The following is a 26,139-nucleotide window of genomic DNA, read 5'->3' as shown; positions in this document are numbered from 1 at the left end:
TTATGCCCATTGTTTTGATAAGTGAGCCATTTCAATGGCAGCAACGGCTGATTCATATCCTTTATTACCAGCTTTCGTACCTGCACGTTCAATCGCTTGTTCAATTGTTTCTGTCGTTAATACTCCGAAAATAACAGGGATGTCAGTTTGTAGTGATAAAGACGCAACACCTTTTGCTACTTCATTACAAACGTAATCGTAATGTGTAGTAGCTCCACGGATTACAGTACCTAATGTAATAACAGCATCATACTTTCCGCTACTGGCCATCTTTTTAGCGATTAAAGGAATTTCAAATGCACCAGGAACCCAAGCGACATCAATATCATTTTCTTCTACGCCGTGACGTTTTAATCCGTCTAAAGCGCCGCCAAGTAATTTACTTGTAATAAATTCATTAAAACGTCCAACAACAACCCCAACTTTTAATCCTGTACCAACTAAATGACCTTCGAATACCATAATAAATCTCTCCTTTGATTATAAGTTTAATAAATGTCCTAATTTGTTTACTTTCGTTTGTAAATATGTTTTATTCTCTTCTTTTGTTGGCATTTGCAACGGTACACGCTCGACTACTTCTAAATCGTAACCTTGTAAGCCAGCAATTTTTCTTGGATTATTCGTTAATAATCGTAAACTTTGTAAGCCTAAATCTTTTAATATTTGAGCGCCGATACCATAATCACGAAGGTCAGCAGGGAAGCCGAGTTTTTCATTTGCTTCTACAGTATCGAATCCTTCTTCCTGCAATTTATAAGCGCGAAGCTTATTAAGAAGCCCGATGCCTCGTCCTTCTTGTCTCATATAAAGAAGAACACCTTTTCCTTCACGCTCAATTTGAGCAAGTGCTGCATGGAGTTGTGGTCCGCAATCACAGCGACATGAACCGAATACATCTCCTGTTAAACATTCAGAATGAACACGTACAAGCACCGGTTCACCTGTTGAAATATCACCTTTTATGAGCGCAATATGTTCTTTCGTATCTAATGAGTTAGAATAGCCAATTGCTTGGAAAGTACCGAAATCTGTAGGTAAGGTAATTTCCACTTCTCTTGTCACAAGTGTTTCATGATGGCGGCGATAAGCAATTAAATCTTCTATCGTAATCATTTTTATATCAAATTGTTTTGCGCACTGTAGTAAATCAGGTACACGTGCCATCGTACCGTCCTCATTTATAATCTCGCAAATGACTCCAGCAGGTTCTGCTCCGCAAAGTTTTGCTAAATCGACAGCAGCTTCTGTATGACCTGAACGGCGAAGTACACCGCCTTCTTTCGCGATTAATGGAAAGATATGTCCAGGTCGATTGAAATCAGCACCTTTAGATGCAGGGTTTAACAATTCTTGTATCGTAGTTGCACGTTCGTGAGCGCTAATCCCTGTTGTTGTAGAAACATGATCAATGCTCACTGTAAACGCAGTATGATGTGAATCTGTATTATGAGATACCATTGGTTCTAATTGTAGGCGCTCTGCGTACCCTTCCGTAATCGGTACGCAAACGAGGCCGCGACCATGTGTAATCATAAAATTAATTGTTTCTGGCGTAATATACTCTGCTAAAGCGATAAAATCGCCTTCATTTTCTCGGTTTTCATCGTCGCATACGATAACGACTTTTCCTTGTTTTAAATCTTCTAGAGCTTCTTCAATACGATGAAACATTATGTTTCCCCCTTATAGAAATCCGTTTTCTTGTAAAAAGCTTTCGGACATTGACCCTGTTCGTTTTACAGGTTTAGAAATAAAGCGTTCGATATATTTACCAATCATGTCACACTCAATGTTTACGATATCTCCGGCATTCTTTTCTCCGATGACAGATTCGCTTACTGTGTGCGGGATGAGTGAAATTGTTATGGAAGATTCGTCTATATCAAATATCGTTAAACTCGTTCCATCAACAGCAACGGATCCTTTATGCAAACAATAGCGTAGCAATTCATCGGAAATTGCTATTTTGTAATAGACGGCATTGTAATGTTGTTTTTTAGTTAAAATTGTCCCGATGCCATCGATATGTCCTGAAACGAAATGTCCACCAAAGCGCCCGTTTGCAGCCATGGCCCGCTCTAAATTTACTTTAGAGTGTGATTTAAGCAGGCGAAGTGATGTTGATTTCATCGTTTCAGGCATTGCATCAACTGTAAATGAAGTAGTTGTAAAGCTCGTTACAGTTAAGCAAATCCCGTTAACCGCGATACTATCACCTAAATGGACATCAGATAAAATTTCATTTGCATGGATCGTTAATTTCATCGCTTCTCCGCTTTGTTGCATGTTTGTGATCGTTCCTAATTCTTCTACAATTCCTGTAAACATTTCGTCACCTCATTTCGGGCAGTCGCAACAATTTTGATATCATCGCCAATTTGTTTCATCTCTTGAATTTTCAAGGAAAGCGAATCTTGTAATTTTGAAAAACCGTTTCCTCCAAAAAGAGTAGGAGCACCTTTCCCGCCAATTAATTTCGGGCTTATATAGGTTACAATTTCATTGAAATTGTTTGTTTGTAAGAAACTTGCATGAACAGTTTGTCCACCTTCGATGAAGAGAGACAGGATTTGTTTTTCACCGAGTAGATCTAAAACATCTTGAATTTCAATTTGCTTCGTTTTCATTTGGAATATCGCTATATTTTTAGATTCATAAGAAGCTATTTTCTCTTTATTTACATCCTTACCTACAATAATCCATGTCGGTGCTAAAGTATTTGTTATGATATGAGAAGATGGTGGCGTTCGTAAATGGGTATCTAAAATAACGCGAATAGAATGTTTCCCGCCATTTGGAATTCTTGTTGTTAAATGTGGATTGTCGGCTATAACTGTATTCACTCCAACAAGAATTGCATCATGTGTATGGCGATATTGATGAACGTCAGCGCGTGCTTCTTCACCAGTAATCCACTTACTTTCACCAGTTACAGTGGCTGTTTTGCCATCTAAGCTCATCGCGGTCTTTATCGTGACAAATGGGCGTTTCGTTTTCATGTAGTGAAAAAAGTAGCGATTTAATAAAACTGCTTCCGTTTCAAGAACACCCGTAGTTACTTTGATTCCTGCCTCTTCTAATTTCTTTTTTCCATTACCAGAAACGAGCGGGTTGCAATCAAGGGTAGCAATGACAATGCGCTTAACTCCCTTTTCGATGAGTAATTCACAGCAAGGTGGTGTTTTTCCAAAGTGGCTACACGGCTCAAGTGTTACATAGACGGTAGCGTTTTTGGCTTTCTCACCAGCCATATGAAGGGCATGAACTTCCGCGTGTTCTTCACCAGCACGTAAATGAGCGCCCATTCCGACGATGTTTCCATCTTTTACAACAACAGCACCAACCATAGGATTCGGACTCGTTTGTCCTGATGTCCCCTTAGCTAATTGCAAGGCAATCCTCATATATTCTTGATCAGTCATTCTCTTCACCTCTCCTAAAAAAATCAAAAAACCCCAAGGATTTAATATCCTTGGGGTTTGGGAGACGTGATTTCTAGAATTATAGTTCGAATACGAAAGTACAGGAAAGAAACTTAGCGATGATTGACATTTTTGCATAAGGAAAAAACCTAGCAAAATATCGAATTTTTTAAACGCTAGTTGTCTCTTTTTTATTTCAGTATAAAAAATGAGTATAGAAAACTAAACATATATATATAAATTCAAAATGAATGTATAAAAATATGCATACTGAAATAAAAGTGTATTCACTATATAAAAAACTAGAAACATATCCTTCTCCCATCCAGACTATACTGTCGGCCCTAGAGTTTCACTAGATCCACCGTTTTCGAGTTGAAAACGGGTCACGGACTTAGAAGTTTTCACTTCATCACCGCCGGTTGGGAATTTCACCCGACCCCGAAGGATGCTGTTTGGTCAAATTATAGCACAAAAAAGAAAAAAGGCTAGCAAAAAATATTTGAATGTGAAGAATTGCGTGAAAATACATGGAGATTGAAATGGAGACAAAAGTGTTAGAAATGTTGTTAGGAAAAGGAATATCCAGACTTTGATTAAAAGAAAAAACATGCACAAAAAATGTGCATGTCACATACAAAATTACTTTGCCTCTGGTGCTCTAACAACAGATTCGAATTTACCTTTATGCGAAGCATCGCAATAAGGCATATTTTTTGATAAACCACAACGGCATAAAGAAAATGCTGGTTTTGCTGGGAATACATTCCCTTGTGAGTCGACTAATTCCACGTCCCCTGTAACGCGAAAAGAGCCATTATCATTTACTTTAATTTGTACTTTTGCCAACGCTATCCCTCCTTCCCAAACGCTTAATTTCATCATATAATCAAGGGAAGCACTTGACAATATAAAGTGAAACTTTAATTAGTGGAGGGGGTTCATTCCACTGATTATTAGCCTTCACCAATCGGGCGATTACGGGCAGTTAATCTCCCGCCTAACTTCTTTGCTTCAGCTGAATTTTGAGATGGGAGTCTCACTGCCCGTTAACGCGGGATAAAAAGAGCACTTTCTTTGGGAGAGAAGAGAGTGTTATAATGTTTTTTATAACTGACTAGAGTAAGGTGACGAAAGATGGATAAACAATTACTTACATTACGAAATATTGCAAATGAGCGCACGTGGGCATCATTTTTGAATGATAATCATCCATATAGTTTATTGCACTGGTCGATTGCCGGTGTAGGACAAGAAGCGAAGGATGTTTGGTTACTTCAAGATGAGGTAACGTTTCAAACGACAGAATTTCCAACGCTAGATGAAGCTGTGCAATGGATTTCTGAAAACATGGAACAAGTTACAGACGTTTTATCGCAATGAAAAAAACAGGCTTATGCAAGCCTGTTTTTTGTTTCTTTTACGTATGTGTTCAAAAATTGATCAAGAGCTGCTTCATACTCCTCTTTATTTTCGTTATAAGAGCAAGCGTGTGCACCGTGTTCTGCAATATAAAGTTGTTTATTATTTTCTTTTGCTTCATATAGAGCTTTTGTCATATCGGCTAAAATATAATCGTCATCTTTACTATGAATAAAGAGAACGGGATTGTTAATGTTTTTTATACAGTCGATTGGTGAAACTTCACGAATTGTATACCCGTCACGAACTTTTAAAAAAGCATTTGCTAATGGTAATAAAGGCCATTTGGGTAAATGGAATTCAACCTTTAAGCGGTGCTGTAATTGCCCATAGAAATCAGAAAAAGGACAATCTGCAATATAGAAATCAGCACCATCTTCTACAAGTCCTGCGTATTGAAGTAGTGTTGCAGCGCCCATAGATTCACCATGAATACCGAGTATTATATTTGTGCCAAAACGACTTTTTAGCCAGTCAACTACTGATTTTAAATCATGTTTTTCATAGTATCCATAGCTTGTTGTTTTTCCTCCGGTTTTACCATGACGACGATGATCATAAATAAGGACATTATATCCTCTGCTTAAAAATAAGTTTGCATATTTTACAGAGTTCATTTTGTTTACAGTTACGCCGTGACAAAAAACCATAAACTTGTTGGAATGACCTGCAGGAATGTAATATCCATGAAGATCATATCCGAATTGCGAAGGGATATGAATTTCTTCTTTATGAAGAGCGTCAAAATCTTCTATACGAAAATGTTTTTTCGATTCTCTTTCTAGAACTTCTTCCTCTGTTTTTTTCTTCAAGTACATCACTTTATTTGTAAAGAAAATCCCAAGGGCAGTTATCGCACCTAGTATAGTAAACAATGCTGCAAAAAAACGTTTCATACTTTACCTCATCCTCCAAATACCGTTACATGTGATACACTTACATTGTATCACAAGGATAGAAAAGGAGAGAAATAGGAAATGGTGCATATAAAAAAAATTACATCAACAATGAAAGAAAAAATCCGAATGTTCATGTGTGAAAACTGGGGGAGCTCATTGATGGTTTCGCGTGGTAAGGGGCATCAGTTAGAAGAGCTACCAGGATTTGTTGCGTTTTTAGATGACAGAATAATCGGAATTATAACGTATGAAGTGACTGGGAATTTGTGTGAAATTGTATCGTTAGATAGTTTTGAAGAAAGGAAGGGGATCGGGACGAAGCTTGTGGATTGCGTATTGCAAGTTGCTCAAGAAGCACAGTGCCAAGGAGTTTGGCTCATTACAACAAATGATAATATGAACGCGTTACGCTTTTATCAAAAACGTAATTTCATGATGACAAATTTATATGTAAATGCAGTAGAAGAGGCGCGAAAAATAAAGCAAGAAATTCCGCGCATTGGATATGATAATATCCCGATTTTACATGAAATTCAGATGGAGTATCGTTTATTGAAATGATGTAACAATTTTCAGAAATATAAGTTATTAATCTTGACGAATACTGTAATTTAAGTTACCTTAAAATTGTAATCTATTACCATATTAAGGGGTGACGATGTGGCAACTATACGTGATGTTGCAAAATTGGCAGGTGTTTCAGTCGCAACCGTTTCACGAGTTATTAATGAAAAAGGATACGTTCATGACGAAACAGTAAAACAAGTAAAGGAAGCAATTGAGGAATTACGTTATAGGCCAAACAGTGCAGCAAAGCCATTATTTAAAGAGAATTCAACAATCATTGCATTACTTGTAGAGAATTTATGTAACCCATTAAACATCACTTTGCTACATTGTATTGAGGAAATAGCATATAAAGAAGGCTATCAAATAATCGTTTGTAATATAGAGAATAAAGATAGATACATACATATGTTGAAGCAAAATAACGTTGCAGGTGTTATTTTGACAAAATCAGTTTTTAAAAGTCTAGGGAAAATCGAATTCCCATTTGTTGTGATGGAGGAAAAACAACCTCTTACAAATCATTATGAAAGTGGACAGAGGGCTGTTTCTTTATTAAAAGAGAAAGCATGTCACTTTCTTGCTTATTTCGGTGAGGGGGAAGAAAGTGAAGAAATGGAAGAGCGTATATCAGGATTTTTAGACGCTGTTTGGGATGAAGGGATCTCTTATCGAGAAGCATGTGTACAAAGGTATACGAATAAACAGTTTATTACATTATTGCAAACTCATCCGTATATAGATGGAATTGTAGCTTCAAGTGATAAGGTTGCTACCGAGTTAATTCGAGCAGCCAAATTTCTAAATATACATATACCAGAAAAATTAAAAATTATTGGACCGAATGGGAGTATCGAGAGTGAATGGATAGGTCCATCACTACCAGCAATTGAAAATTACGTCGAAGAAGAAGCGAAAATAGCTTTTCAACAATTAAAAGGGAAAATGAAAAAGTAAAAGGTGCGTTTTATACGCACCTTTTACAATGTAATTGCGGCAATAAAGCCAAATATAAGTAACGGTATATTATAATGCAGAAAAGTCGGTACACATGTATCCCATATATGATGGTGTTGACCGTCAGCGTTTAAACCTGATGTTGGTCCAAGTGTACTATCAGATGCTGGAGATCCTGCATCACCTAGCGCTCCTGCTGTACCGATAATTGCAATTGTAGCCATTGGACTAAATCCAAGCTGAATGCAAAGGGGTACAAAAATTGTTGTTAAGATAGGGATGGTTGAAAAGGATGAACCAATTCCCATCGTAACGAGAAGTCCGATAACGAGCATAAGAAATGCAGCAAGCGGTTTGTTATTTCCGATGAAATGTGCACTCGTTTGCACAAGTGATTCAACATGTCCTGTTTTTCGAAGAACAGCGCCAAATCCAGCGGCAGAAATCATAACAAATCCGATAAAGGACATCATACGCATTCCACTTGTTAATATTGCATCTGCTTCTTTAAGGGGGAGACTACCACTAATTGATAAGACAATAATCCCCGCTAAGGCACCGAAAATCATTGATTCTGTTGCTAATTGAACTGTTAATGTAGCTATGATAGATAATAATCCGAAAGTGATGCTCCGCTTTGTATAGGGAACGATTTCACTTTCGGCGGTATGAATTTGTTCTGTTTCATACGTACGAGGTTTTCGGTACGTAATGAATACCGCTACACATAATCCGATAATCATCCCGATTGCTGGAATAGTCATCGCTTTTGGGATAAGCGCGACATCAAATGTAAGGCCGCTTTGGGCAGCATTTGTTTGCAATACGTCATGATAAATTTTTCCGAATCCGGCAGGGATCCACATATAAGGTGTAATTAACCCGAATGTAATAATACATGTGACAAGTCTACGATCTACTTTCAGCTCGTTTAATACTTTTAAAAGTGCAGGAATTAAGATTGGGATGAAAGCGATATGAACAGGGATAACATTTTGTGAGAAACAAGCCATTGTTAAAATGATGAATAAAATCAGTATTTTAGAATAAACTTGTTTTTTTGTGTCTTGTTCGTTGCCAATCCATTTTAATGCGGTTTGAATCATGGCATCTGGAAGTCCTGTTTTAGAAAGAGAAATAGCGAAACCGCCAAGCATTGCATAGCTTAATGCGATAGGGGCACTGTTTCCAAGACCAGTTGTAAAAGTGTTAATTGTTTCTGAAATACCGAGTCCGCCGATAAGTCCGCCTGTTAGAGCTCCAATAATAATGGCGACAATGACTTGGACACGTAACAAACTAAGCAATAGCATGACTGCTACTGCGACGAGTACAGCGTTCATAATAGATATAATCTCCCTAATTTTTATTCTGTTAAGGCAAGTGAATATGAAGCAGTTTGCTATATTTATACATAATACTTGCGACGTATTATTATAAAATGTTTTCTATGAAATGTAAAAGAGCCTTTTGTATTTAATGATGAAAAGATAGCTCTTGTTTGATGGATTGTAAAGAATTAGCAAATAGTTCTGGTTCTTCTAGATCAGGAGAATGTGCTGAATTTGGAAACCAAATCATTTTCTTTATGGGTGCTTCAATAACATCACAATATTCTTGAACGAGTGCATACGGAGTTTGATAATCATAGCGACCAGAACAAAAATATACGGGAATAGATAAACTTGAAATAGACGAAAAGAAATCGATTGTCAGCATTTCTTCCCATAAAACGCCAGATTTTAAATTCCCTGCGAGAAACTTGAACCAATCTAATAGCGTATACTCAGGAGAAAAGAAACCTTTTCGTATGAAAGAAAAGGAAGATCCGTTTTGGATTGCGCCTCCAAATGTGCCAAGCCACTTTCTTTGAATAATAAGACGTCTCGTATCTAAAAATGGTGGTTTGCCTAATTTTAAAAGGGAAGCTAATGCTTTTTTATGATCATGTTTTTTGGCAGAATGAATTAAATGTTGATATAGCAATTCTTCATTTTGTTTCATATGTACAATTTGCCCTATACCGATGTAAGCCTCGATATATTTTGGATATTGATGTGCTATGTTAAGCCCAATAATACTTCCCCAAGAATGACCAGCGAGAAATAGTTTTTGTTTGTTGAACCTTTTAAGTACATATTGAATCACTTCTTTTGCATCGGAAACGAATTGTTCGATTGTGAAATTTGCTCCGAAATCTTTCATTGAAAAGGATTTACCTGCCCCGCGTTGATCCCAATTAATAACGATAAAGTGCTTCTCTAATTCTTTTTGGAAATGGCGAATAAATCCGATTTGTGCCATGCCAGGTCCGCCGTGACAGCATAATAAAATAGGCTGTTCTACGTTTTGACCACGCATGAGGAGGAATTGTTTTCGGTTGTTAATCATAACGCTTTCCATCGTAGCAATACTATTAGGAATGAGTTGTTTATTTTCATTATAGAACTGTGGGGTACAGCTACGAAAAAGCATATTGAAAACCTCCTTTTCTGAAATCGTATGAATCGCACAGGCTATTCATTTTGCATATACTGTTAGAAAATCATTGTAACATACCATGCTAGTGTCATTTCAACATGGGAGGAGGGGAAATTGTGACGATTGGAGAAATTATAGATTGTTTAAATAGACGTGAATCCATCGCTATTATAGCAAAGCGCCTTGAAATAAGTCCGTATACATTATCGAAGAAATTAAGGTGGATTGGATACGAATATGATGGAGAACGGAAGAAACGTATTTTTGTAGGAGATGGAGAAGAACCACGTCACTTACAACTCCAAGAAGCGACCGCCCTTCAATATGCGAAAACAGATTATCAAGTATTAATTTATGAGCAATTACAAAGCATTTATGAATTATTAAGAAAGAGAGAAGAAATAAGTGCACCAATTATGAGTAAAAGTACAGAAAAAAAGAAACGTACCTTCTATATTAATAAAGAAATATTAGCAAGATTAGACATCATATCAGAATCAAAAGGGATTCAAAAATCTAAACTTGTAGAAGAGGCGTTACAACAATTTTTACAGCAATATGACTTTAACAACACATCACATTTTGATAATTGAAGAAAAGGATACTGTGTTCATTATAAGAACGAGTATCCTTTTCTTTGTTTCATGTATATTACGGCTAGAATAAAGGATAAGTGCATATCCTTTGCAATGAAAAGTACAGACTGCTTATTTCGAGCGTCTTAATTTATTTTTTGAATTCTACCATCAATAGTTGGTTGAATTGGCTCTTTTACTTGTTTTACATAATCGACTAGTGCTTCAAAGTCATTTGGACCAGTCTCTGCATTTTTACCATTTTTAAATGATACGAATCCATCACCACCAGAAGCTAAGAAAGCATTTGCAACTACGCTATACGTTTTAGATGGAGATAATTCTTCTCCATTTGTTAAGCGTATATTCGTAACCTTTTCACCGTTTGGTTTGCTTGCATCCCAAGTATATTGAATACCTGAAATTTGCAGCATTCTCGTTGTTCCTTTTTGCCATTGTTGATTTAAAATATCACGAATATCTTGACCTGTTAAATCTGCTTTAATCAACTGATTTCCAAAAGGTTGAATGCCGTACAATTCGCCCCATGTAATATCACCAGCGTCTAAGTCATTACGAATGCCACCAGGATTCATAAGTGCGATTTGAGTTTGCATCGTTTGGCGCTGTGCATCGGCAACTAAATTACCAAGTGTAGATTCACCAGCATCGTTTTGTTTACGGTCAATAGGTGCTGTAGATTTTCCGACTACTTCATTTACAAGAGGTGCGATTTTTTCTTTATATTGATCTAACTTTTGTTTTACTTGTTTATCAGGTTCGACACCTTCATGGTATGTTGTAACAACTTCAGCTTTTTTCTTTACGATATCTTTTGTTTTACGGTCAATTGTTACATCTACGTCTGAGAAAGCCATCCCGTAAGAGTTCGCTTGTACGATAAGTTTATTATTAACAGTACCATTTACATACGTATGACTATGCCCACCGAAAATAACATCAACTTCTGGATCAGCTTCATTTGCAATTCGGTTAAGGTCGCCATTTGTTATACCAGACTCATCTGTCGTTCCGCCAACATGTGCAAGGACGACGATGGATTTAACACCGAGACGCTTTAATTGTTGCGTTGATTTATTAATCGCTTCCACTTCGTCAGTGATCTGTACATTTTTAAGCATAGTAGGCATAACGACATTTGGTGTATCAGTTGTAACGACACCAATGAATCCTACAGGAACACCATCTACCATTTTTACAGTAAATGGTGGTAAGAATAAGCGACCAGTTGATTTGTTATAGAAGTTTGCAGCGACATAAGGGAAGTTTGCTCCTTTGAAATTCCCTGTTTTTTCGTGGTAACCACCGTAAATGAGTCGTTTCATTTCATCGATGCCTTCATCAAATTCATGGTTTCCGATTGTACCTACATCAAATTTTAAGTCATTTAAAAATTCAATCGTTGGTTCGTCTTGTAACAATGCTGAAACTGGTGGACTAGCTCCGACAATATCGCCAGCATGTACGAGAAGTGTATTAGGGTTTTGTTTTTTACGTTCTTTTAAATAAGTGGCTAAGTAATCAGCGCCACCAGCTTCTTTATTATTAATTTTTTTAACAGTATCTAGTTGTCCATGGAAATCATTAATGCCAAGCATTTGTACGTCTATGTAACGGTTTTGTTCGGCTGGAGTCTGAGATGGGGGAGCGGCGAATACACTTGAAAAAGTAATGGTGCTTAAAACTGCGACAGCGGGAATAATTTTTTTCCACATAATTCATTTCTCCTTTTTTTATAATCTGACATCATACGACATAATTTTAATAGATTCATAGGATTATATCTATATAAAAATTTAGTTTTTTTAAAAAATTAACAAATTTACAAATAATGAATAATAGAGTAATGAACCTTTTTTATTGTCGATTTCAGCATGTATCCTCTATAATGGAGAAAAAAGTAAAAGGTGAGCGGTATGAAGAAAAAGAAACAAAGGCAAGTGCAAAGACAATCTCAAATGAACCAACCGAAGAAAGAATCACTTACATTAGGTGATCAATTAAATGATTCACTCATGCAACAATTAAAAAATAAGAAAAAAGAGTTACAAGTGAGAGAAGAGAAAAAAGAGGCAGCAGAACTGGAAAGAAAGCGTCAAGAGCAAAAAGAACGTGAAAAGAATAAATCATTTGAAGAACTGTTAAGTGAAAGTAATCTTACTTGGAAAGACTTTAAATAATAACGAAAATGATCAGTGTATATCGCTGATCATTTTTTTGACGAGCTTGTAAGAAAAGGGGAGTTAAAATGAGAAAAATTGTAGTCGTACCATATGAAAATCATTGGATTGAAAAATTTCAAATGGAAGCCGAAAGATTGAAGTCTGTGCTGCCAGAAACAGTGGAGATTCATCATATTGGCAGTACATCAGTGCCAGGACTAGCAGCTAAACCTATTATCGATATGATTATGGAGGTAGAAAGTATCGATCGTGTAGATCGTTGGAATGAAAGATTTAAAGAGCTTGGTTACATCGTAAAAGGAGAAAATGGTATTTCAAGACGCCGTTATTTTATTCATGGAACGGAGGAAAAACGCTCGTATCATTTACACGTGTTTGAAAAAGGGAATCCTGAGATAGTAAGGCATTTAGCGTTTCGTGATTATATGATGGCGCATTGTGAAGAAGCAAAGGCGTATGCAGTTTTAAAGAGAGAACTAGCCGAAAAATATACATATGATGGCACGTTATATACGGAAGGGAAAAACGATTTTGTACGTAATATTGATGAAAAAGCAAAAGAATGGAGAAAAGGAAATGTAAATAATTGAGTTCGTATTTTTAGTGTATAAAATTATTATGTCAACTGTACGTATATTTTGACTTTTTGGATGAATCTTGTTGAAATAAAGTAGTGGTTTATAAAATGTAACAATGAAAGGGAGAACGACTGTGCATATTCCAACAACTACACTTCATAATGGCGTGAAAATGCCGATGATTGGTCTAGGCGTCTATAAAGCGAAAGAAGGCGACGAAGTAAAGCAAGCAGTAAAAACAGCGTTAGAAGTTGGATACCGTTCAATTGATACAGCAGCTGTATATGAAAATGAAAGCGGTGTCGGTGAGGCGGTTCGTGAATCAGGAATTCCGAGAGAAGACATATTTATTACAACAAAAGTTTGGAACGACGATCAAGGATACGAGGAGACACTCGAAGCATTTGAAAACAGCTTAAAGAAATTACAGATGGACTATGTAGATTTATATTTAATCCACTGGCCAATTAGAGGGAAGTATGTTGAAACGTACCGAGCTTTAGAAAAATTGTATGAAGAAGGTAAAGTACGCGCGATTGGTGTTTCTAATTTTCATAAACATCATTTAGAACTATTATTACCAAATTGTAAAGTGAAGCCTATGGTAAACCAAGTGGAACTTCATCCGATGTTAACACAATTTGAATTGCGTAATTTCTGTGAAGGTGAGCAAATTCAAATGGAAGCGTGGAGTCCGTTAATGAGGGGCGGCGAAGTATTCGAGCACCCAATTATTCAGGGGATTGCTAACAAATATGAAAAAACACCCGCACAAGTTATATTACGATGGGATATTCAAAGTGGGATAGTAACGATTCCTAAATCTGTGACACCATCTCGTATTCAGGAGAATTTTACTATCTTTGATTTCTCATTAACTGAAGAAGAGATGAATCAAATTAATACGTTAAATCGCAATTTACATGTAGGAACGAATCCAGACAAATATGATACGTTATAAAAAAGACTGCCTCCTAATGTTTAATGTTGGGGGCAGTCATCTGTTTTTATCAGTAAATCGAAATTTTAACGGTGCAAGGCATATGAATCATGCTTAACGATTTTTTGAAGTTGTATATATTCTTCTTTTGTTAAAGGTAACTGTTGGCAGGCGTGTACATTTACCTTTAATTGTTGAATAGAGCTCGCACCAGGTATAACAGCTGCAACAGTTTCGTTATGTAAGCAATAGTGAATAGCTGTTCCTGTTAAAGATTTTTCTCCGATAACTTCTTTTACACTCCCGAGTGTAGTATTTAATTCATCGTAAGAATAAGAGAGATAGTCCTTTTCTTTTACTCTTTCTATCTTTCTTGCATTGTTGTCAGTTAAAATTCCTTTCGCAAGTGGTCCGCGGGCAATGACACTAATTTGGTGTTCATTAAGGAGTGGGAACCATTCTTCAGGACGACGATTTAAAGGGCTATATTCCATTAGTACACTAACGATATTTGAGCGTTTTGCATACTCACGGATGACATTTGGACGTATAGAAGAAATACCGTAATGGCGAATAATACCTTCTTTTTTCAACTCTTCAAAAGCTTCAATAGTTTCATCGATCGGATCTTCCAGCGTTCCGCCATGAAGTTGATAAAGGTCAATGTAATCAGTTTGAAGTCTACGTAAACTTTCTTTTACTTCGGCTTTTATGTAGGATTTAGAAGGGTCCCAAGACCAGCCGTTTTTTTCTTCTGTCCATCGATTTCCAACCTTTGTTGTAAGAACAATTTGGTCTCGTTTTCCCTTCAATGCTTTTCCAACAAATTCTTCGTTTAATCCATAATCATATAAATCCGCTGTGTCAAAAAAATTGATTCCTAAATCGATTGCTTCATCGATAATGCGCATAGCTTCTGTTTCAGATGTGCCGAGAGACATACAGCCAAGTCCCATTTCTGTCACAAATAAATCTGAGTTTCCTAATTGACGTTTTTTCATAAGTCAACCTCCTTTCCTTTATTGTACGAAAGGGAAAAGAGGTTGACAAACGTTTACTTTTTATTCGCTGTAATCCACTCTTGTACGGTTGTATACTCTTTGCCATATTGTTTTAGTTTATGGCGAATTTGCCATGCTTTGCCGACTAACGTGATGCGATTTGGTAAAATATAAACTTTCATTTCTATCACGCTCCTTTCAATGTGGTAAAATGTATGAAGAAAGAATAGGAAATAGAACAGGGAGATGAAATAGTATGAGTAATCTTGCAGAGAGAACGGTAAAAACTGAGCCGATTTTTGATGGTAGAGTTATAAAAGTTCGTGTTGATGATGTAGTATTACCAAATGGAGAAATGAGTAAACGTGAAATCGTAAATCACCCTGGTGCAGTTGCTATTATTGCTATTACTGATGAGGGGAAAATTGTGCTTGTTGAGCAGTACCGTAAAGCGCTTGAGAAGGCGATTATTGAAATTCCTGCTGGGAAGTTAGAACCTGGGGAAAAGCCAGAGGTGACAGCAGTTCGTGAATTAGAAGAAGAAACAGGATATGTATGTGAAAATATGGAGCTCATTACTTCTTTCTATACATCTCCAGGATTTGCAGATGAAATTTTATATGTATATAAAGCGACAGGTTTGACAAAAAAAGAAAATAAAGCAGCTTTAGATGAAGATGAGTTTGTGGAATTGATGGAAGTATCATTAGAAGAAGCGATTGATCTTATGAAAGACCTTCGTATCCATGATGCGAAGACGATGTTCGCTGTGCAATATTTACAATTACAAAAATAAAACACTCGCCAAAGGCGAGTGTTTTTTAATTAATTTTTGCATATACACGTGCATCACGTAAGCTACCATCTGGCGCAAGGAAATCATTTTCCATTGTACCTTCTAGAATAAATTCTAAACGTTCTGCTAAGTTACATGCATTGGCATTTGTTGCATCAGTACGAATTTCAATCCTTCTAGCACCTAGCTTATCAAAGGCAAATTGAATGGCACCTTTAACAGCTTCAGTCATATAGCCTTGTTTTGTATAAGCACTATGGAGCCAAAAATGAAGTGAAAACTTTGGAATATCCCAGTTTTCAGGCTTGAGCGTAATAGCTCCGATGAATGTACCAGATACTTTATCGTATAAGTGAAAATCAAGTGTTTCACGAAGTAAAAACTGCCCGTGAGCGTTACGAACGATTTCTTCAGCACTCTCTTCTGTCTCAGCGTTAATTGACATCCATGGTACTAAGTCTTCTAGAGAAGCTTGGATTGCTTCATATACTTCTGCACCATCACCTGGAAACGGCTTGCGAACTTGTAAGCGTTCAGTTTGAAATAATGTTGGAAAATCTAATAATAATGGTTTCAAGAGAAATCCCTCCTATTCTCTACTTTTTAGTTTAGCAAAGTAGAGCGGAATTTCAATGTTAATTCGTCATACTTTTTTTCTTTCTTTCATACATTTTTAGTAAGAGTGTGAACGGAGGGAAGAAAAATGTGGCGAAAAACTTGGCAAAACCGCGTAATGTCTCACATACAGGAAAACTCTTCATTATATATATTTAATGCTGTTTTATTATTGATGGGAGTAATATTTGGAGCTATTCTTGTGAATAGTTTACAAATGAATCAAAAGCAAGATTTATCATTTTATTTACAACGTTTTTTTGGACAAGTTTCTAAAGGAGAATTTGCTGTTGCAGGCGAAATGTTTCGAGAAAGTTACTTTTCGCAATTAAAATATATCGGCTTTATTTGGATTTTAGGGATTTCAATTATTGGGTTGCCCCTCATTTTTATTTTATTATTTGTAAAAGGAGTAGTTGTTGGATTTACAGTAGGTTTTTTAGTAAGTCAGCACGGATGGAATGGATTATTATTAGCATTTGTATCTGTATTGCCGCAAAATTTAATTATCATTCCAGTCTTTCTCGTTATGACAACAATTGCTGCAAGCTTTTCCTTACGTATGATTAGGCATCAGTTTATTAGGAAAATAACCGAGCCACTATTACCATTATTAATTCGTTACACATGCTTCTTTCTAGTGATCGGAGTGGTGTTAGCTCTTGCTTCTAGCGTTGAAGCATATGCATCACCAGTTTTAATGAAAGAAGTTGTTGAGGCTATTAACAAAAAATAAATACTTTTTGAGAATAATTATCAATTTGTTTTTATTGTTTTTCTTTTGACAGAAGCCCTTCTTCTGATATAATGGTGTAAGAGTGGCGAGGAGGGAGTAGTACCGAATGGAAGAAAGAATTGAACGAATTAAGAAGCAATTACATGCAGCGAGCTATAAATTAACACCGCAACGTGAAGCAACAGTTCGTGTGCTGCTAGAAAATGAAGAAGATCATTTAAGCGCAGAAGATGTTTACCTCCTTGTAAAAGAAAAGTCGCCAGAGATCGGATTAGCAACCGTCTATCGAACTTTAGAGTTATTATCTGAGTTAAAAGTTGTCGATAAGATTAACTTCGGAGACGGTGTTTCACGCTATGACTTACGCCAAGAAGGTGCGCAGCGTTTCCACCATCATTTGATTTGTACACAATGTGGTGCTGTACAAGAAATACAAGAAGATTTACTTGGTGAAGTGGAAAGGAAAGTAGAACGAGACTGGAGCTTTAAGGTGAAAGATCATCGTTTAACATTCCATGGGATTTGTAAAAACTGTCAAGAAAATGAAACGGATGAAAAATAACCTTTTCCTATTTATCTAGGAAGAGGTTTTTTATTTGAATAAGGTATAAATTGGTGAAAGCTTGGCATATGTTGTAATAACTTATATTTTGGAGGAATTTACAATGCGCCGAGCTTTAAAATTAACTTTTGATGGAATAAAAGTATTTTTATTATTTACAAGTTGTACGATTTTGTTTTATTTCGCTATACTATGGATAAATGAAGAATACGAAAGCTATCATCGTTATGAAAAGCCAAAAGAAGAGACTGTAGAAAAAGTATCAGGGAATGAAGAACCGGCAAAGGATGCTTTCGTAAATAGAATGATGTTTTTCTATGAAAATGGGGAGTAGTGTAGATTGGAAGATCAATTAAAAGATTTTATTCATTATATGATTGTCGAAAAGGGATTAGCGAAAAATACAGTAGTATCTTATGAACGTGATTTAAAAAGCTATGTAAAGTATTTGCAAAATGTAGAACAGATGAAAACCTTTCATGAAGTGACACGTTTGCATATTGTTAACTTTTTGCAGTATTTAAAAGAAAACGGAAAATCTTCGAAAACATTAGCACGTCATATTGCATCAATTCGTTCATTTCATCAATTTTTACTTCGTGAAAGAGCGGTAGAGCACGACCCATCAGTACATATCGAAACGCCGCAAGGAGAACGAAAGTTACCAAAAGTATTATCAATCGATGAAGTAGAGGCGTTACTGCAGACACCAAAAATGACGAGTGCTTTTGGGATTCGTGATAAGGCAATGCTAGAGTTATTGTATGCAACAGGACTTCGTGTTTCAGAATTAATTGCTTTAAATTTAGAAGATGTACATTTAACGATGGGATTTGTTCGCTGCATTGGGAAAGGGAATAAAGAAAGAATTATTCCATTAGGAAGTTTAGCGACAGAAGCGATTCAAAAGTACATTGAAAAAGGAAGAAGAGAATTGATGGGTAAAAAAGTAGTAGATGCACTATTTTTAAACCATCACGGTAATCGATTATCAAGGCAAGGTTTTTGGAAAATATTAAAACGATTAGCGAAAGAAGCGAATATTGAAAAAGAACTTACACCTCATACGTTACGTCATTCTTTTGCTACGCATTTATTAGAAAATGGGGCAGATTTACGTGCTGTACAAGAAATGCTTGGACATGCAGATATTTCAACGACGCAAATTTATACGCACGTTTCAAAAGCTAGATTAAAAGATGTATATAAACAGTTTCATCCGAGAGCATAGTTACTATGCTCTTTTTTCATAGATTAAGAAGAGTAAACCGTTTCACAGAAACTTCACAAACATTTCGTATATTGTTTTCAGCAGAAGACTGGAATATTACAATGTTTTTCCTCTATACTAAAGAAAGTATGAAGGAGGAAATGATGATGAAAAAACTTATTATGACGTTATTTATCGCGATGCTAGCTTTAGCTGGCTGTAATACAAACAAAGAAGAACCGAAAAAAGAAAAGAAGCTTGAAGCTATAAAAGTAGCATTTCAAACGAATCCGAAAGAAATTAAGCCTGGTGAAAAAACAGAAGTACAAGCACTTGTTACACAAGGAAAAGAAAAAGTAACGGATGCTGATGACGTAAAGTTTGAGATTTGGAAAGATGGCGACGAGAAACACGAGATGTTAGATGGTAAGCATAAAGGGAAAGGTGTTTATGCTGTAGAGAAAATATTTGAAACTGATGGAGTATACCACATTATTCCTCATACAAATGCACGTGATATGCACGTTATGGAAGAACACAAAGTTGCTGTAGGGAATGCGAAAGTAGAAGATGCGAAAAAAGAAGAGGCACATGGTGATCATAAAAGTGACACAATGATTCATCTTATGGCTGGTGACATAAAAGCAAATGCTGAATCAACGATGAAAGTTCATTTAAAGCAAAAAGAAGAAGCGTTAACTGGTGCTGAAGTGCAACTTGAGATTTGGAAAGATGGCGTTGAAAAGCACGAATTTATTCCAGCAAAAGAAGGGAATAAAGGAGAGTATGAAAGTAAACATACTTTCAAAGAAAACGGTGCTTACAAAGTGAAAGTACATGTAAGAAAAGGCGAACTGCATGAACATAAAGAAGAAACAGTAGAAGTAAAATAAAAAGTAGCTCTTTAGAGCTACTTTTTATTTTTATATGAAGAAATAAATCATAAAATAATTAGCACTTCTTCGCAGAATGGATTACAATAGAAGTGTGAATAAAATAAGAAATTCTACGAAAATGTATTAAAAAGAAAGCGTAAACATGTTATGATATCAATATCAGATGTCTGACATCTGACTTAGAAAAAACTAGAAATGTTTTTGAGTCGTTTCAAGTAAAACGAAATAGGTTAGAGAATGATTTAAAGAAGTACTGTTTGACAATGAGAAGGAAAGAGAATTCTTATGAATAACAGTTTCACTTTATAGCGTTTTGAACATACTACAAGAAGTAGAACTGAACTTATAGGAGGTCGCAGTTATGAATAAATATAAACGTATATTCCTAGTCGTAATGGACTCTGTAGGAATCGGTGAAGCACCAGATGCTGAACAATTTGGTGATCTAGGTTCTGACACAATTGGTCACATTGCTGAACATATGAATGGATTACAAATGCCAAACATGGTGAAATTGGGTCTTGGTAACATTCGTGAAATGAAAGGTATTTCTAAAGTAGAGAAACCACTTGGATATTACACAAAGATGCAAGAAAAATCTACTGGTAAAGATACAATGACAGGACACTGGGAAATCATGGGCCTTTACATTGATACACCATTCCAAGTGTTCCCTGAAGGATTCCCGAAAGAATTACTTGATGAATTAGAAGAAAAAACAGGCCGTAAAATTATCGGTAATAAGCCAGCTTCTGGAACTGAGATTCTTGATGAACTTGGTCAAGAGCAAATGGAAACAGGCTCTTTAATTGTTTACACTTCTGCAGATAGCGTACTACAAATTGCAGCACACGAAGAAGTAGTACCACTTGATGAATTATATAAAATTTGTAAAATTGCACGTGAATTAACATTAGATGAGAAGTACATGGTAGGTCGTGTTATCGCTCGCCCATTCGTTGGAGAACCAGGGAAATTCACACGTACACCAAATCGTCATGACTATGCATTAAAACCATTTGGTCGCACAGTAATGAATGAATTAAAAGATAGCGACTATGATGTTATTGCTATCGGTAAAATCTCTGATATTTATGATGGTGAAGGGGTAACGGAATCACTTCGTACGAAGTCTAATATGGATGGAATGGATAAGCTTGTAGATACATTAAACATGGACTTTACGGGTCTTAGCTTCTTAAACTTAGTTGACTTTGATGCATTATTTGGCCACCGCCGTGATCCACAAGGATATGGAGAAGCACTGCAAGAATATGATGCATGTCTTCCAGAAGTATTCGAAAAACTAAAAGAAGATGATTTATTATTAATTACAGCAGACCATGGTAATGATCCAGTACATCCTGGTACTGATCATACACGTGAATATGTACCGTTATTAGCATATAGCCCAAGCATGAAAGAAGGCGGACAAGAGTTACCACTTCGTCAAACATTTGCTGATATTGGTGCAACTGTAGCAGAAAACTTCGGTGTGAAAATGCCAGAATACGGAACAAGCTTCTTAAATGAGCTAAAGAAATAGGGGGATAAACAAATGAATCGTGAACTTATTACAAAATCAGCTTCATACTTAAAAGAAAAATTTCAAGAAACACCACAAGTAGGACTAATCCTTGGATCTGGACTAGGTGTATTAGCAGATGAAATCGAAAATGCGGTAACAGTGCCTTACAGCGAAATTCCTGAATTCCCAGTATCAACTGTAGAAGGACATGCAGGTCAATTAGTATTCGGTACACTTCAAGGTGTAACAGTAGTAGCAATGCAAGGACGTTTCCATTTCTACGAAGGATATGACATGCAAAAAGTAACATTCCCAGTTCGTGTTATGAAAGAGCTAGGTGTAGAAACTGTGGTTGTAACGAACGCGGCTGGTGGTGTAAATACATCATTCGAGCCAGGTGACCTTATGTTAATTTCAGATCACATTAACTTCATGGGTACGAATCCATTAATCGGACCAAATGATTCTGAAATGGGTGTACGTTTCCCTGATATGTCTACATCATATACGACAGAACTTCGCGAAATGGCGAAACAAGTTGCAGCAGACTTAAACATTAAAGTACAAGAAGGTGTATACGTTGGAATGACAGGTCCTGTATATGAAACACCTGCTGAAATTCGTATGCTTCGTACACTTGGCGGAGATGCAGTTGGTATGTCAACAGTACCTGAAGTAATTGTAGCTCGTCATGCTGGTATGAAAGTACTAGGTATTTCTTGTATTTCAAACATGGCAGCTGGTATTTTAGATCAGCCACTTCACCATGATGAAGTAATTGAAACGACAGAACGTGTTAAAGCAAACTTCTTAGCATTAGTAAAAGCTATCGTAAAACAAATGAAGGGGTGACCTCACAATGAGAATGGTGGACCTAATTGCAAAAAAACGTGATGGACAAGCATTAACGACAGAAGAAATTAACTTTATTGTTGAAGGATATACAAATGGTGATATTCCTGATTATCAAGTAAGTTCACTTGCAATGGCAATTTTCTTCCAAGATATGAATGATCAAGAACGTGCAGATTTAACGATGGCAATGGTAAATAGCGGTGATACAATTGACTTATCAGCCATTGAAGGGGTAAAAGTAGATAAGCATTCAACAGGTGGAGTTGGTGATACAACGACACTTGTATTAGGTCCATTAGTAGCTGCTTTAGGTGTACCAGTTGCGAAAATGTCTGGGCGTGGTTTAGGACATACTGGTGGCACAATTGATAAATTAGAAGCAGTGCCAGGATTCCATGTGGAAATTGAAAATGATGAATTCATGCGTCTTGTAAATGAAAATAAAATTGCTGTTATCGGTCAAAGTGGAAACTTAACACCTGCTGATAAAAAATTGTATGCACTTCGTGATGTAACGGCAACAGTAAACTCAATTCCGCTTATTGCAAGCTCGATTATGAGTAAAAAAATTGCTGCTGGTGCAGATGCAATTGTTCTTGATGTGAAAACTGGAGCAGGTGCATTTATGAAAACAGATGAAGATGCAAAACGTTTAGCAGAAGCAATGGTACGTATCGGTAATAACGTTGGCCGTAATACGATGGCTGTTATTTCTGATATGAGTCAACCACTTGGTGAGGCTATTGGTAACGCATTAGAAGTACAAGAAGCAATTGATACATTACAAGGTAAGGGACCGAAAGATTTAGAAGAGTTATGTTTAACACTTGGAAGTCAAATGGTATACCTTGCTGGGCAAGCTTCATCTTTAGAAGATGCGCGTGAAAGGTTAATTGAAGTAATGAACAACGGTAAAGCGTTAGAATCATTTAAAACGTTTTTATCAGCACAAGGCGGAGATGCATCTGTTGTTGATGATCCTTCTAAATTGCCACAAGCACAATTTAAAATTGAAGTAGAAGCGAAAGAAGACGGTTATGTATCGGAAATCGTTGCAGATGAAATCGGAACAGCAGCAATGCTTTTAGGAGCAGGACGTGCAACGAAAGAATCTGAAATTGATTTAGCAGTTGGCTTAATGCTTCGTAAAAAAGTAGGGGATAGCGTGAAAAAAGGTGACTCCCTTGTTACGATTTACGCAAACCGTGAAAATGTTGAAGATGTAAAAGCGAAAATTTATGAGAACATGAAAATCTCTAAAGAACACGTAGATGCACCAACTTTAGTACACGGAATTGTAACGAAGTAATAAAGTGAAACTTTAATCAGTGTGGGCTTTATCCCCACTGATTATTACCCTTCACTAACCGGGCGTTTACGAGCAGTTGATCCCAGACCTAACTTCTTTGCTTTCGCTGAATGTTGAGGTAGGGGTCTTACTGCACGTTAATACGGGATAAAAAAAGGCTGAGGAGATTTCTCCTTGGCTTTTTTTACTATTTTTTGTTTATAATAATAATGGGTGAAATTATGATTAGAATATGTGCAGTAACAAAAACAGATGAAGTATTATATGACGTTTCGCTAGAAGAAACAACGAAAGACCATATTGTATGGTATTGGCTAGATTTATATAAGCCAACGAAAGAAGAGTATACATATATTTTGCAAGACCATTTTAAGTTCCATCCCCTTGCAATTGAAGACTGTATAGAATATGTACAGAGGCCAAAAGTTGATTTTTATGATGGATATAATTTTTTAGTTCTCCATGGATTTGGTGAGGATGGATTAGAACCGCATGAAATCGATTTATTTATTAGTGATCGTTATATTGTTTCTTTCCATTTTTCTCATAACAATGCAATCGAAAGAGTATGGAAAACACTTGGCGAAAAGAAACGTATTAAGAAAGGTCCTTTGCATGTGGCACATACAATTATTGACCAAATTGTAGATGACTATTTCGCACCTGTGTATTACATTGAAGACCATTTAAATGCGATTGATGATAATTTAACGGGTGAGACAGCAGGAAGCGTGTTAGAAGAGGTATTTGATATACGTGCGGATTTATCTAAGCTAAGGCGGACAATTATTCCGATGCGTGATTTATTGTATCGTATTTTAAATTCAACTCGTTTTTACGGCATAAGTGATCATGAGATTTACTTTAAAGATATACATGACCATTTGCTTAAATTAACTGAAATGATTGAAGCGAGCCGAGAGTTGACGGCAGATATTCGGGATAGCTACTTTTCATTAAACTCACATCATATGAATAACATTATGAAAACATTAACTGTTTTCTCTACTATTTTCATGCCACTAACATTTATTGCAGGAGTATATGGAATGAACTTTTCACATATGCCAGAGCTTGGTGGGAAGTATAGTTATTTTATTTGTTTGTTGTTAATGGCGTTAATTGGTGGCGGAATGATGGCCTGGTTTTATAAAAAAGGATGGTTTAAGTAAAAAACACCGAGGTATTCACCTCGGTGTTTTTTTATTTAACCAATAGCATGTAATACAAACATGGCTAAGAATAAGCATGTAACGATATACATAGATGGTGCGACTTCTTTACGCTTTCCAAGTGCAACTTTTAAGATAGGGTAAGCAATAAATCCGAACGCAATGCCATCAGCGATACTATATGTGAGCGGGATCATAACGATAATTAAAAACGCTGGAAATCCTTCTGAAAAGTCGTTCAGAGGAATTTGTTGAATGCTTGTAATCATCAGACCGCCAATAATAATTAAGATTGGTGCAATGGCACTATCAGGAATTAATTTGACAAACGGAAGAGCGAACAGTGATGCAAAGAATAACATCCCAGTAACGATAGACGTCAGACCTGTCTTTCCGCCTGCAGTAATACCTGCGGCACTCTCTACTGTTGAAACGGTAGGACTTGTGCCAAATAGACCACATGTCATTGCTGAAATCGCATTGGCTTGGTAAGCACGTGGGAATTTGCGGTCATCTTCTAATAAACCGTGCAGAAGTCCCATGTTCTCAAAAATAAGCACCATGCTTAAGGAGAATGTTGCAATCCAAAACGGTAAGGAAGAAAGTTTCCCAAATGACATAGCTCCAAACACATCGCCGTAATTAGCGAATGAGAATGAACTATTTCCCATTTGACTCGTATCAACAAGACCAAATAGCCATGCAATACCAGTTCCTATTGCAATCGTCCATAAAAAGTTTCCACGTACGTTACGAATAAATAATACAAGTGCAACGATAAGAGTAAGCAATGTCGCAAGAACGACAGGATTACTTAATTTCCCCATTGCAACAGCAGTATTTGGATTCGAAACGACTAAACCACCTTTTTGCAATCCGATAAATGCTAAAAACAATCCGATACCGACAGTAATAGCTTCCTTTAATGACTTTGGAATCGATACTGAAAGCACGCGAGCAATTGGTGTAAACGCAGCAATTGCAAAAATAATACCAGAGATAAAGACAGCTGCTAATGCTTCTTGCCAAGTTAAACCGAGCGTATGCACAGCTGTGTACGTGAAGAATGCATTTACACCCATACCTGGGACAAGAATAGCAGGTGCATTTGCCCAAAATGCCATGAGCAGACATCCGACAAATGAACTGAAAACAGTTGCTAAAATTCCAGCCTCAAGTGGAATGCCGGCATCTGATAAGATTGACGCATTTACAATCATAATATATACGATTGTGAAAAATGACGTAACTCCAGCTAAAACTTCTTGTTTTGGTGATGTTTCGTGTAAGCCTAATTTAAATGTTCTTTCAAGTATTCCTTTCATGTTAAACCTTCTTTTTCATATCCCTCTCCCACCCGTGATATCTCTTTTGTAAGAGCTCACCGTCCTTTATTATATCAGAACATCAT

General features: G+C 36.5%; 30 protein-coding genes and 1 riboswitch. Of the genes, 17 read left to right on the top strand and 13 right to left on the bottom strand.

Annotated features, from left to right (window positions below; all coding sequences use genetic code 11):
- From ribH to JDS95_RS05025, 5 genes are all read right to left on the bottom strand, one after another.
- On the bottom strand, positions 1 to 462 hold the full coding sequence (gene ribH, locus JDS95_RS05045) for a 6,7-dimethyl-8-ribityllumazine synthase (protein ID WP_000230897.1): 462 nt from the start codon (positions 460 to 462) through the stop codon (positions 1 to 3).
- Positions 463 to 480: 18 nt separating this feature from the next.
- Positions 481 to 1,674: a bifunctional 3,4-dihydroxy-2-butanone 4-phosphate synthase/GTP cyclohydrolase II gene (ribBA, locus tag JDS95_RS05040; protein WP_000469002.1), complete on the bottom strand. Its 1,194-nt coding sequence runs from the start codon at positions 1,672 to 1,674 to the stop codon at positions 481 to 483.
- 12 nt (positions 1,675 to 1,686) lie between these two features.
- The gene (gene ribE, locus JDS95_RS05035; protein WP_000493925.1) at positions 1,687 to 2,331 is read right to left on the bottom strand and encodes a riboflavin synthase subunit alpha; all 645 of its coding nucleotides are present in this window, start codon (positions 2,329 to 2,331) and stop codon (positions 1,687 to 1,689) included.
- Positions 2,313 to 3,425 carry a bifunctional diaminohydroxyphosphoribosylaminopyrimidine deaminase/5-amino-6-(5-phosphoribosylamino)uracil reductase RibD gene (gene ribD / locus JDS95_RS05030; RefSeq protein WP_000132005.1) on the bottom strand — a complete coding sequence of 371 codons (1,113 nt, stop codon included), beginning with the start codon at positions 3,423 to 3,425 and terminating at the stop codon, positions 2,313 to 2,315. Before ribD ends, ribE begins: the two co-directional genes overlap by 19 nt.
- 309 nt (positions 3,426 to 3,734) lie before the next feature.
- Positions 3,735 to 3,878: riboswitch (FMN riboswitch) on the bottom strand.
- 189 nt (positions 3,879 to 4,067) lie between these two features.
- Positions 4,068 to 4,310 (bottom strand): CDGSH iron-sulfur domain-containing protein, encoded by a 243-nt coding sequence (locus tag JDS95_RS05025; protein ID WP_002039507.1) that lies wholly within the window; start codon positions 4,308 to 4,310, stop codon positions 4,068 to 4,070.
- 252 nt (positions 4,311 to 4,562) lie between these two features.
- On the opposite strand from JDS95_RS05025, the gene JDS95_RS05020 reads away from it, so the two are divergent.
- Positions 4,563 to 4,808, top strand: coding sequence for a DUF2552 family protein (locus tag JDS95_RS05020; protein ID WP_000360799.1), 246 nt, complete (start codon positions 4,563 to 4,565; stop codon positions 4,806 to 4,808).
- Positions 4,809 to 4,819: 11 nt separating this feature from the next.
- Here the strand turns inward: JDS95_RS05020 and JDS95_RS05015 are convergent, their stop codons facing one another.
- Positions 4,820 to 5,743: an alpha/beta hydrolase gene (locus tag JDS95_RS05015; RefSeq protein WP_000819222.1), complete on the bottom strand. Its 924-nt coding sequence runs from the start codon at positions 5,741 to 5,743 to the stop codon at positions 4,820 to 4,822.
- 81 nt (positions 5,744 to 5,824) lie between these two features.
- Between JDS95_RS05015 and JDS95_RS05010 the strand changes: the two genes are divergently transcribed.
- A complete protein-coding gene (locus tag JDS95_RS05010) occupies positions 5,825 to 6,307 on the top strand; it encodes a GNAT family N-acetyltransferase (RefSeq protein ID WP_000233394.1) in 483 nt (160 codons plus the stop codon).
- Between the two features lie 99 nt (positions 6,308 to 6,406).
- On the top strand, positions 6,407 to 7,270 hold the full coding sequence (locus JDS95_RS05005; protein ID WP_000201332.1) for a LacI family DNA-binding transcriptional regulator: 864 nt from the start codon (positions 6,407 to 6,409) through the stop codon (positions 7,268 to 7,270).
- Between the two features lie 23 nt (positions 7,271 to 7,293).
- On the opposite strand, the gene JDS95_RS05000 is transcribed toward JDS95_RS05005, so the two are convergent.
- Both JDS95_RS05000 and JDS95_RS04995 read right to left on the bottom strand, forming a co-directional pair.
- Positions 7,294 to 8,613, bottom strand: a complete 1,320-nt coding sequence (locus tag JDS95_RS05000) for a Na+/H+ antiporter family protein (protein WP_000994820.1) — start codon at positions 8,611 to 8,613, stop codon at positions 7,294 to 7,296.
- A gap of 133 nt (positions 8,614 to 8,746) precedes the next feature.
- Positions 8,747 to 9,745, bottom strand: a complete 999-nt coding sequence (locus JDS95_RS04995; protein WP_000898945.1) for an alpha/beta fold hydrolase — start codon at positions 9,743 to 9,745, stop codon at positions 8,747 to 8,749.
- A gap of 122 nt (positions 9,746 to 9,867) precedes the next feature.
- On the opposite strand from JDS95_RS04995, the gene JDS95_RS04990 reads away from it, so the two are divergent.
- Entirely contained in the window at positions 9,868 to 10,344 is a 477-nt protein-coding gene (locus JDS95_RS04990; protein WP_000151921.1) for a ribbon-helix-helix domain-containing protein, read from the top strand.
- 128 nt (positions 10,345 to 10,472) lie between these two features.
- On the opposite strand, the gene JDS95_RS04985 is transcribed toward JDS95_RS04990, so the two are convergent.
- Positions 10,473 to 12,062 carry a bifunctional metallophosphatase/5'-nucleotidase gene (locus JDS95_RS04985; RefSeq protein WP_000265571.1) on the bottom strand — a complete coding sequence of 530 codons (1,590 nt, stop codon included), beginning with the start codon at positions 12,060 to 12,062 and terminating at the stop codon, positions 10,473 to 10,475.
- 201 nt (positions 12,063 to 12,263) lie between these two features.
- Between JDS95_RS04985 and JDS95_RS04980 the strand changes: the two genes are divergently transcribed.
- The 3 genes from JDS95_RS04980 to JDS95_RS04970 all read left to right on the top strand — a co-directional run bounded on the left by JDS95_RS04980 (position 12,264) and on the right by JDS95_RS04970 (position 14,069).
- Complete coding sequence (locus JDS95_RS04980; RefSeq protein WP_000727568.1) at positions 12,264 to 12,527, top strand: YqkE family protein; 264 nt, start codon at positions 12,264 to 12,266, stop codon at positions 12,525 to 12,527.
- A 68-nt stretch (positions 12,528 to 12,595) separates the two neighbouring features.
- On the top strand, positions 12,596 to 13,120 hold the full coding sequence (locus JDS95_RS04975; RefSeq protein WP_001227192.1) for a GrpB family protein: 525 nt from the start codon (positions 12,596 to 12,598) through the stop codon (positions 13,118 to 13,120).
- Positions 13,121 to 13,241: 121 nt separating this feature from the next.
- The gene (locus JDS95_RS04970) at positions 13,242 to 14,069 is read left to right on the top strand and encodes an aldo/keto reductase (RefSeq protein WP_000547984.1); all 828 of its coding nucleotides are present in this window, start codon (positions 13,242 to 13,244) and stop codon (positions 14,067 to 14,069) included.
- A 65-nt stretch (positions 14,070 to 14,134) separates the two neighbouring features.
- Here the strand turns inward: JDS95_RS04970 and JDS95_RS04965 are convergent, their stop codons facing one another.
- Positions 14,135 to 15,049, bottom strand: a complete 915-nt coding sequence (locus tag JDS95_RS04965; RefSeq protein WP_000747225.1) for an aldo/keto reductase — start codon at positions 15,047 to 15,049, stop codon at positions 14,135 to 14,137.
- Positions 15,050 to 15,102: 53 nt separating this feature from the next.
- Positions 15,103 to 15,231, bottom strand: a complete 129-nt coding sequence (mciZ, locus tag JDS95_RS04960) for a Z-ring formation inhibitor MciZ (RefSeq protein ID WP_000870289.1) — start codon at positions 15,229 to 15,231, stop codon at positions 15,103 to 15,105.
- Positions 15,232 to 15,305: 74 nt separating this feature from the next.
- Between mciZ and JDS95_RS04955 the strand changes: the two genes are divergently transcribed.
- Positions 15,306 to 15,845, top strand: a complete 540-nt coding sequence (locus JDS95_RS04955; RefSeq protein ID WP_000067046.1) for an NUDIX domain-containing protein — start codon at positions 15,306 to 15,308, stop codon at positions 15,843 to 15,845.
- Between the two features lie 25 nt (positions 15,846 to 15,870).
- On the opposite strand, the gene JDS95_RS04950 is transcribed toward JDS95_RS04955, so the two are convergent.
- The gene (locus JDS95_RS04950; protein ID WP_000803496.1) at positions 15,871 to 16,422 is read right to left on the bottom strand and encodes a GNAT family N-acetyltransferase; all 552 of its coding nucleotides are present in this window, start codon (positions 16,420 to 16,422) and stop codon (positions 15,871 to 15,873) included.
- Between the two features lie 126 nt (positions 16,423 to 16,548).
- On the opposite strand from JDS95_RS04950, the gene spoIIM reads away from it, so the two are divergent.
- From spoIIM to corA, 9 genes are all read left to right on the top strand, one after another.
- Positions 16,549 to 17,196: a stage II sporulation protein M gene (spoIIM, locus tag JDS95_RS04945; protein ID WP_085450651.1), complete on the top strand. Its 648-nt coding sequence runs from the start codon at positions 16,549 to 16,551 to the stop codon at positions 17,194 to 17,196.
- A gap of 106 nt (positions 17,197 to 17,302) precedes the next feature.
- Positions 17,303 to 17,758, top strand: a complete 456-nt coding sequence (gene fur, locus JDS95_RS04940) for a ferric iron uptake transcriptional regulator (protein WP_000392657.1) — start codon at positions 17,303 to 17,305, stop codon at positions 17,756 to 17,758.
- Between the two features lie 103 nt (positions 17,759 to 17,861).
- Positions 17,862 to 18,092, top strand: a complete 231-nt coding sequence (locus JDS95_RS04935) for a YqzK family protein (RefSeq protein ID WP_001250432.1) — start codon at positions 17,862 to 17,864, stop codon at positions 18,090 to 18,092.
- 6 nt (positions 18,093 to 18,098) lie between these two features.
- Positions 18,099 to 18,989, top strand: coding sequence for a site-specific tyrosine recombinase XerD (gene xerD, locus JDS95_RS04930; protein ID WP_000390076.1), 891 nt, complete (start codon positions 18,099 to 18,101; stop codon positions 18,987 to 18,989).
- A 146-nt stretch (positions 18,990 to 19,135) separates the two neighbouring features.
- A complete protein-coding gene (locus JDS95_RS04925; protein WP_000733662.1) occupies positions 19,136 to 19,861 on the top strand; it encodes a FixH family protein in 726 nt (241 codons plus the stop codon).
- Between the two features lie 364 nt (positions 19,862 to 20,225).
- Positions 20,226 to 21,410 (top strand): phosphopentomutase, encoded by a 1,185-nt coding sequence (gene deoB, locus JDS95_RS04920; RefSeq protein WP_001046075.1) that lies wholly within the window; start codon positions 20,226 to 20,228, stop codon positions 21,408 to 21,410.
- 12 nt (positions 21,411 to 21,422) lie between these two features.
- The gene (locus tag JDS95_RS04915) at positions 21,423 to 22,244 is read left to right on the top strand and encodes a purine-nucleoside phosphorylase (RefSeq protein WP_001078444.1); all 822 of its coding nucleotides are present in this window, start codon (positions 21,423 to 21,425) and stop codon (positions 22,242 to 22,244) included.
- A gap of 7 nt (positions 22,245 to 22,251) precedes the next feature.
- On the top strand, positions 22,252 to 23,556 hold the full coding sequence (locus tag JDS95_RS04910) for a pyrimidine-nucleoside phosphorylase (RefSeq protein ID WP_199690303.1): 1,305 nt from the start codon (positions 22,252 to 22,254) through the stop codon (positions 23,554 to 23,556).
- A 209-nt stretch (positions 23,557 to 23,765) separates the two neighbouring features.
- Positions 23,766 to 24,728 (top strand): magnesium/cobalt transporter CorA, encoded by a 963-nt coding sequence (corA, locus tag JDS95_RS04905; RefSeq protein ID WP_002039517.1) that lies wholly within the window; start codon positions 23,766 to 23,768, stop codon positions 24,726 to 24,728.
- 35 nt (positions 24,729 to 24,763) lie between these two features.
- Here corA and JDS95_RS04900 read toward each other — a convergent pair whose 3' ends face one another.
- On the bottom strand, positions 24,764 to 26,053 hold the full coding sequence (locus tag JDS95_RS04900) for an NCS2 family permease (RefSeq protein ID WP_000676245.1): 1,290 nt from the start codon (positions 26,051 to 26,053) through the stop codon (positions 24,764 to 24,766).
- Positions 26,054 to 26,139 lie beyond the last annotated feature (86 nt).

The sequence above is a fragment of the Bacillus cereus group sp. N24 genome, assembly GCF_016483345.1.
GTDB lineage: Bacteria > Bacillota > Bacilli > Bacillales > Bacillaceae_G > Bacillus_A > Bacillus_A toyonensis.
This window is presented reverse-complemented; position numbering and strand designations above follow the sequence as displayed.

Bases quoted from the DNA above. Each gene is read 5' to 3' on its own strand.
- JDS95_RS04975 (WP_001227192.1), top strand. From the start codon at position 12,596: ATGAGAAAAATTGTAGTCGTACCATATGAAAATCATTGGATTGAAAAA.
- ribE (WP_000493925.1), bottom strand. From the start codon at position 2,331: ATGTTTACAGGAATTGTAGAAGAATTAGGAACGATCACAAACATGCAA.
- JDS95_RS05000 (WP_000994820.1), bottom strand. From the start codon at position 8,613: ATGAACGCTGTACTCGTCGCAGTAGCAGTCATGCTATTGCTTAGTTTG.
- JDS95_RS04995 (WP_000898945.1), bottom strand. From the start codon at position 9,745: ATGCTTTTTCGTAGCTGTACCCCACAGTTCTATAATGAAAATAAACAA.
- spoIIM (WP_085450651.1), top strand. From the start codon at position 16,549: ATGTGGCGAAAAACTTGGCAAAACCGCGTAATGTCTCACATACAGGAA.
- JDS95_RS04925 (WP_000733662.1), top strand. From the start codon at position 19,136: ATGAAAAAACTTATTATGACGTTATTTATCGCGATGCTAGCTTTAGCT.
- corA (WP_002039517.1), top strand. From the start codon at position 23,766: ATGGGTGAAATTATGATTAGAATATGTGCAGTAACAAAAACAGATGAA.
- JDS95_RS04915 (WP_001078444.1), top strand. From the start codon at position 21,423: ATGAATCGTGAACTTATTACAAAATCAGCTTCATACTTAAAAGAAAAA.
- JDS95_RS05015 (WP_000819222.1), bottom strand. From the start codon at position 5,743: ATGAAACGTTTTTTTGCAGCATTGTTTACTATACTAGGTGCGATAACT.
- JDS95_RS04900 (WP_000676245.1), bottom strand. From the start codon at position 26,053: ATGAAAGGAATACTTGAAAGAACATTTAAATTAGGCTTACACGAAACA.
- JDS95_RS04980 (WP_000727568.1), top strand. From the start codon at position 12,264: ATGAAGAAAAAGAAACAAAGGCAAGTGCAAAGACAATCTCAAATGAAC.
- JDS95_RS04910 (WP_199690303.1), top strand. From the start codon at position 22,252: ATGAGAATGGTGGACCTAATTGCAAAAAAACGTGATGGACAAGCATTA.
- ribBA (WP_000469002.1), bottom strand. From the start codon at position 1,674: ATGTTTCATCGTATTGAAGAAGCTCTAGAAGATTTAAAACAAGGAAAA.
- JDS95_RS04965 (WP_000747225.1), bottom strand. From the start codon at position 15,049: ATGAAAAAACGTCAATTAGGAAACTCAGATTTATTTGTGACAGAAATG.
- JDS95_RS04985 (WP_000265571.1), bottom strand. From the start codon at position 12,062: ATGTGGAAAAAAATTATTCCCGCTGTCGCAGTTTTAAGCACCATTACT.
- fur (WP_000392657.1), top strand. From the start codon at position 17,303: ATGGAAGAAAGAATTGAACGAATTAAGAAGCAATTACATGCAGCGAGC.
- ribD (WP_000132005.1), bottom strand. From the start codon at position 3,425: ATGACTGATCAAGAATATATGAGGATTGCCTTGCAATTAGCTAAGGGG.
- ribH (WP_000230897.1), bottom strand. From the start codon at position 462: ATGGTATTCGAAGGTCATTTAGTTGGTACAGGATTAAAAGTTGGGGTT.
- mciZ (WP_000870289.1), bottom strand. From the start codon at position 15,231: ATGAAAGTTTATATTTTACCAAATCGCATCACGTTAGTCGGCAAAGCA.
- JDS95_RS04935 (WP_001250432.1), top strand. From the start codon at position 17,862: ATGCGCCGAGCTTTAAAATTAACTTTTGATGGAATAAAAGTATTTTTA.
- JDS95_RS05025 (WP_002039507.1), bottom strand. From the start codon at position 4,310: ATGATGAAATTAAGCGTTTGGGAAGGAGGGATAGCGTTGGCAAAAGTA.
- JDS95_RS04955 (WP_000067046.1), top strand. From the start codon at position 15,306: ATGAGTAATCTTGCAGAGAGAACGGTAAAAACTGAGCCGATTTTTGAT.
- deoB (WP_001046075.1), top strand. From the start codon at position 20,226: ATGAATAAATATAAACGTATATTCCTAGTCGTAATGGACTCTGTAGGA.
- JDS95_RS05010 (WP_000233394.1), top strand. From the start codon at position 5,825: ATGGTGCATATAAAAAAAATTACATCAACAATGAAAGAAAAAATCCGA.
- JDS95_RS05020 (WP_000360799.1), top strand. From the start codon at position 4,563: ATGGATAAACAATTACTTACATTACGAAATATTGCAAATGAGCGCACG.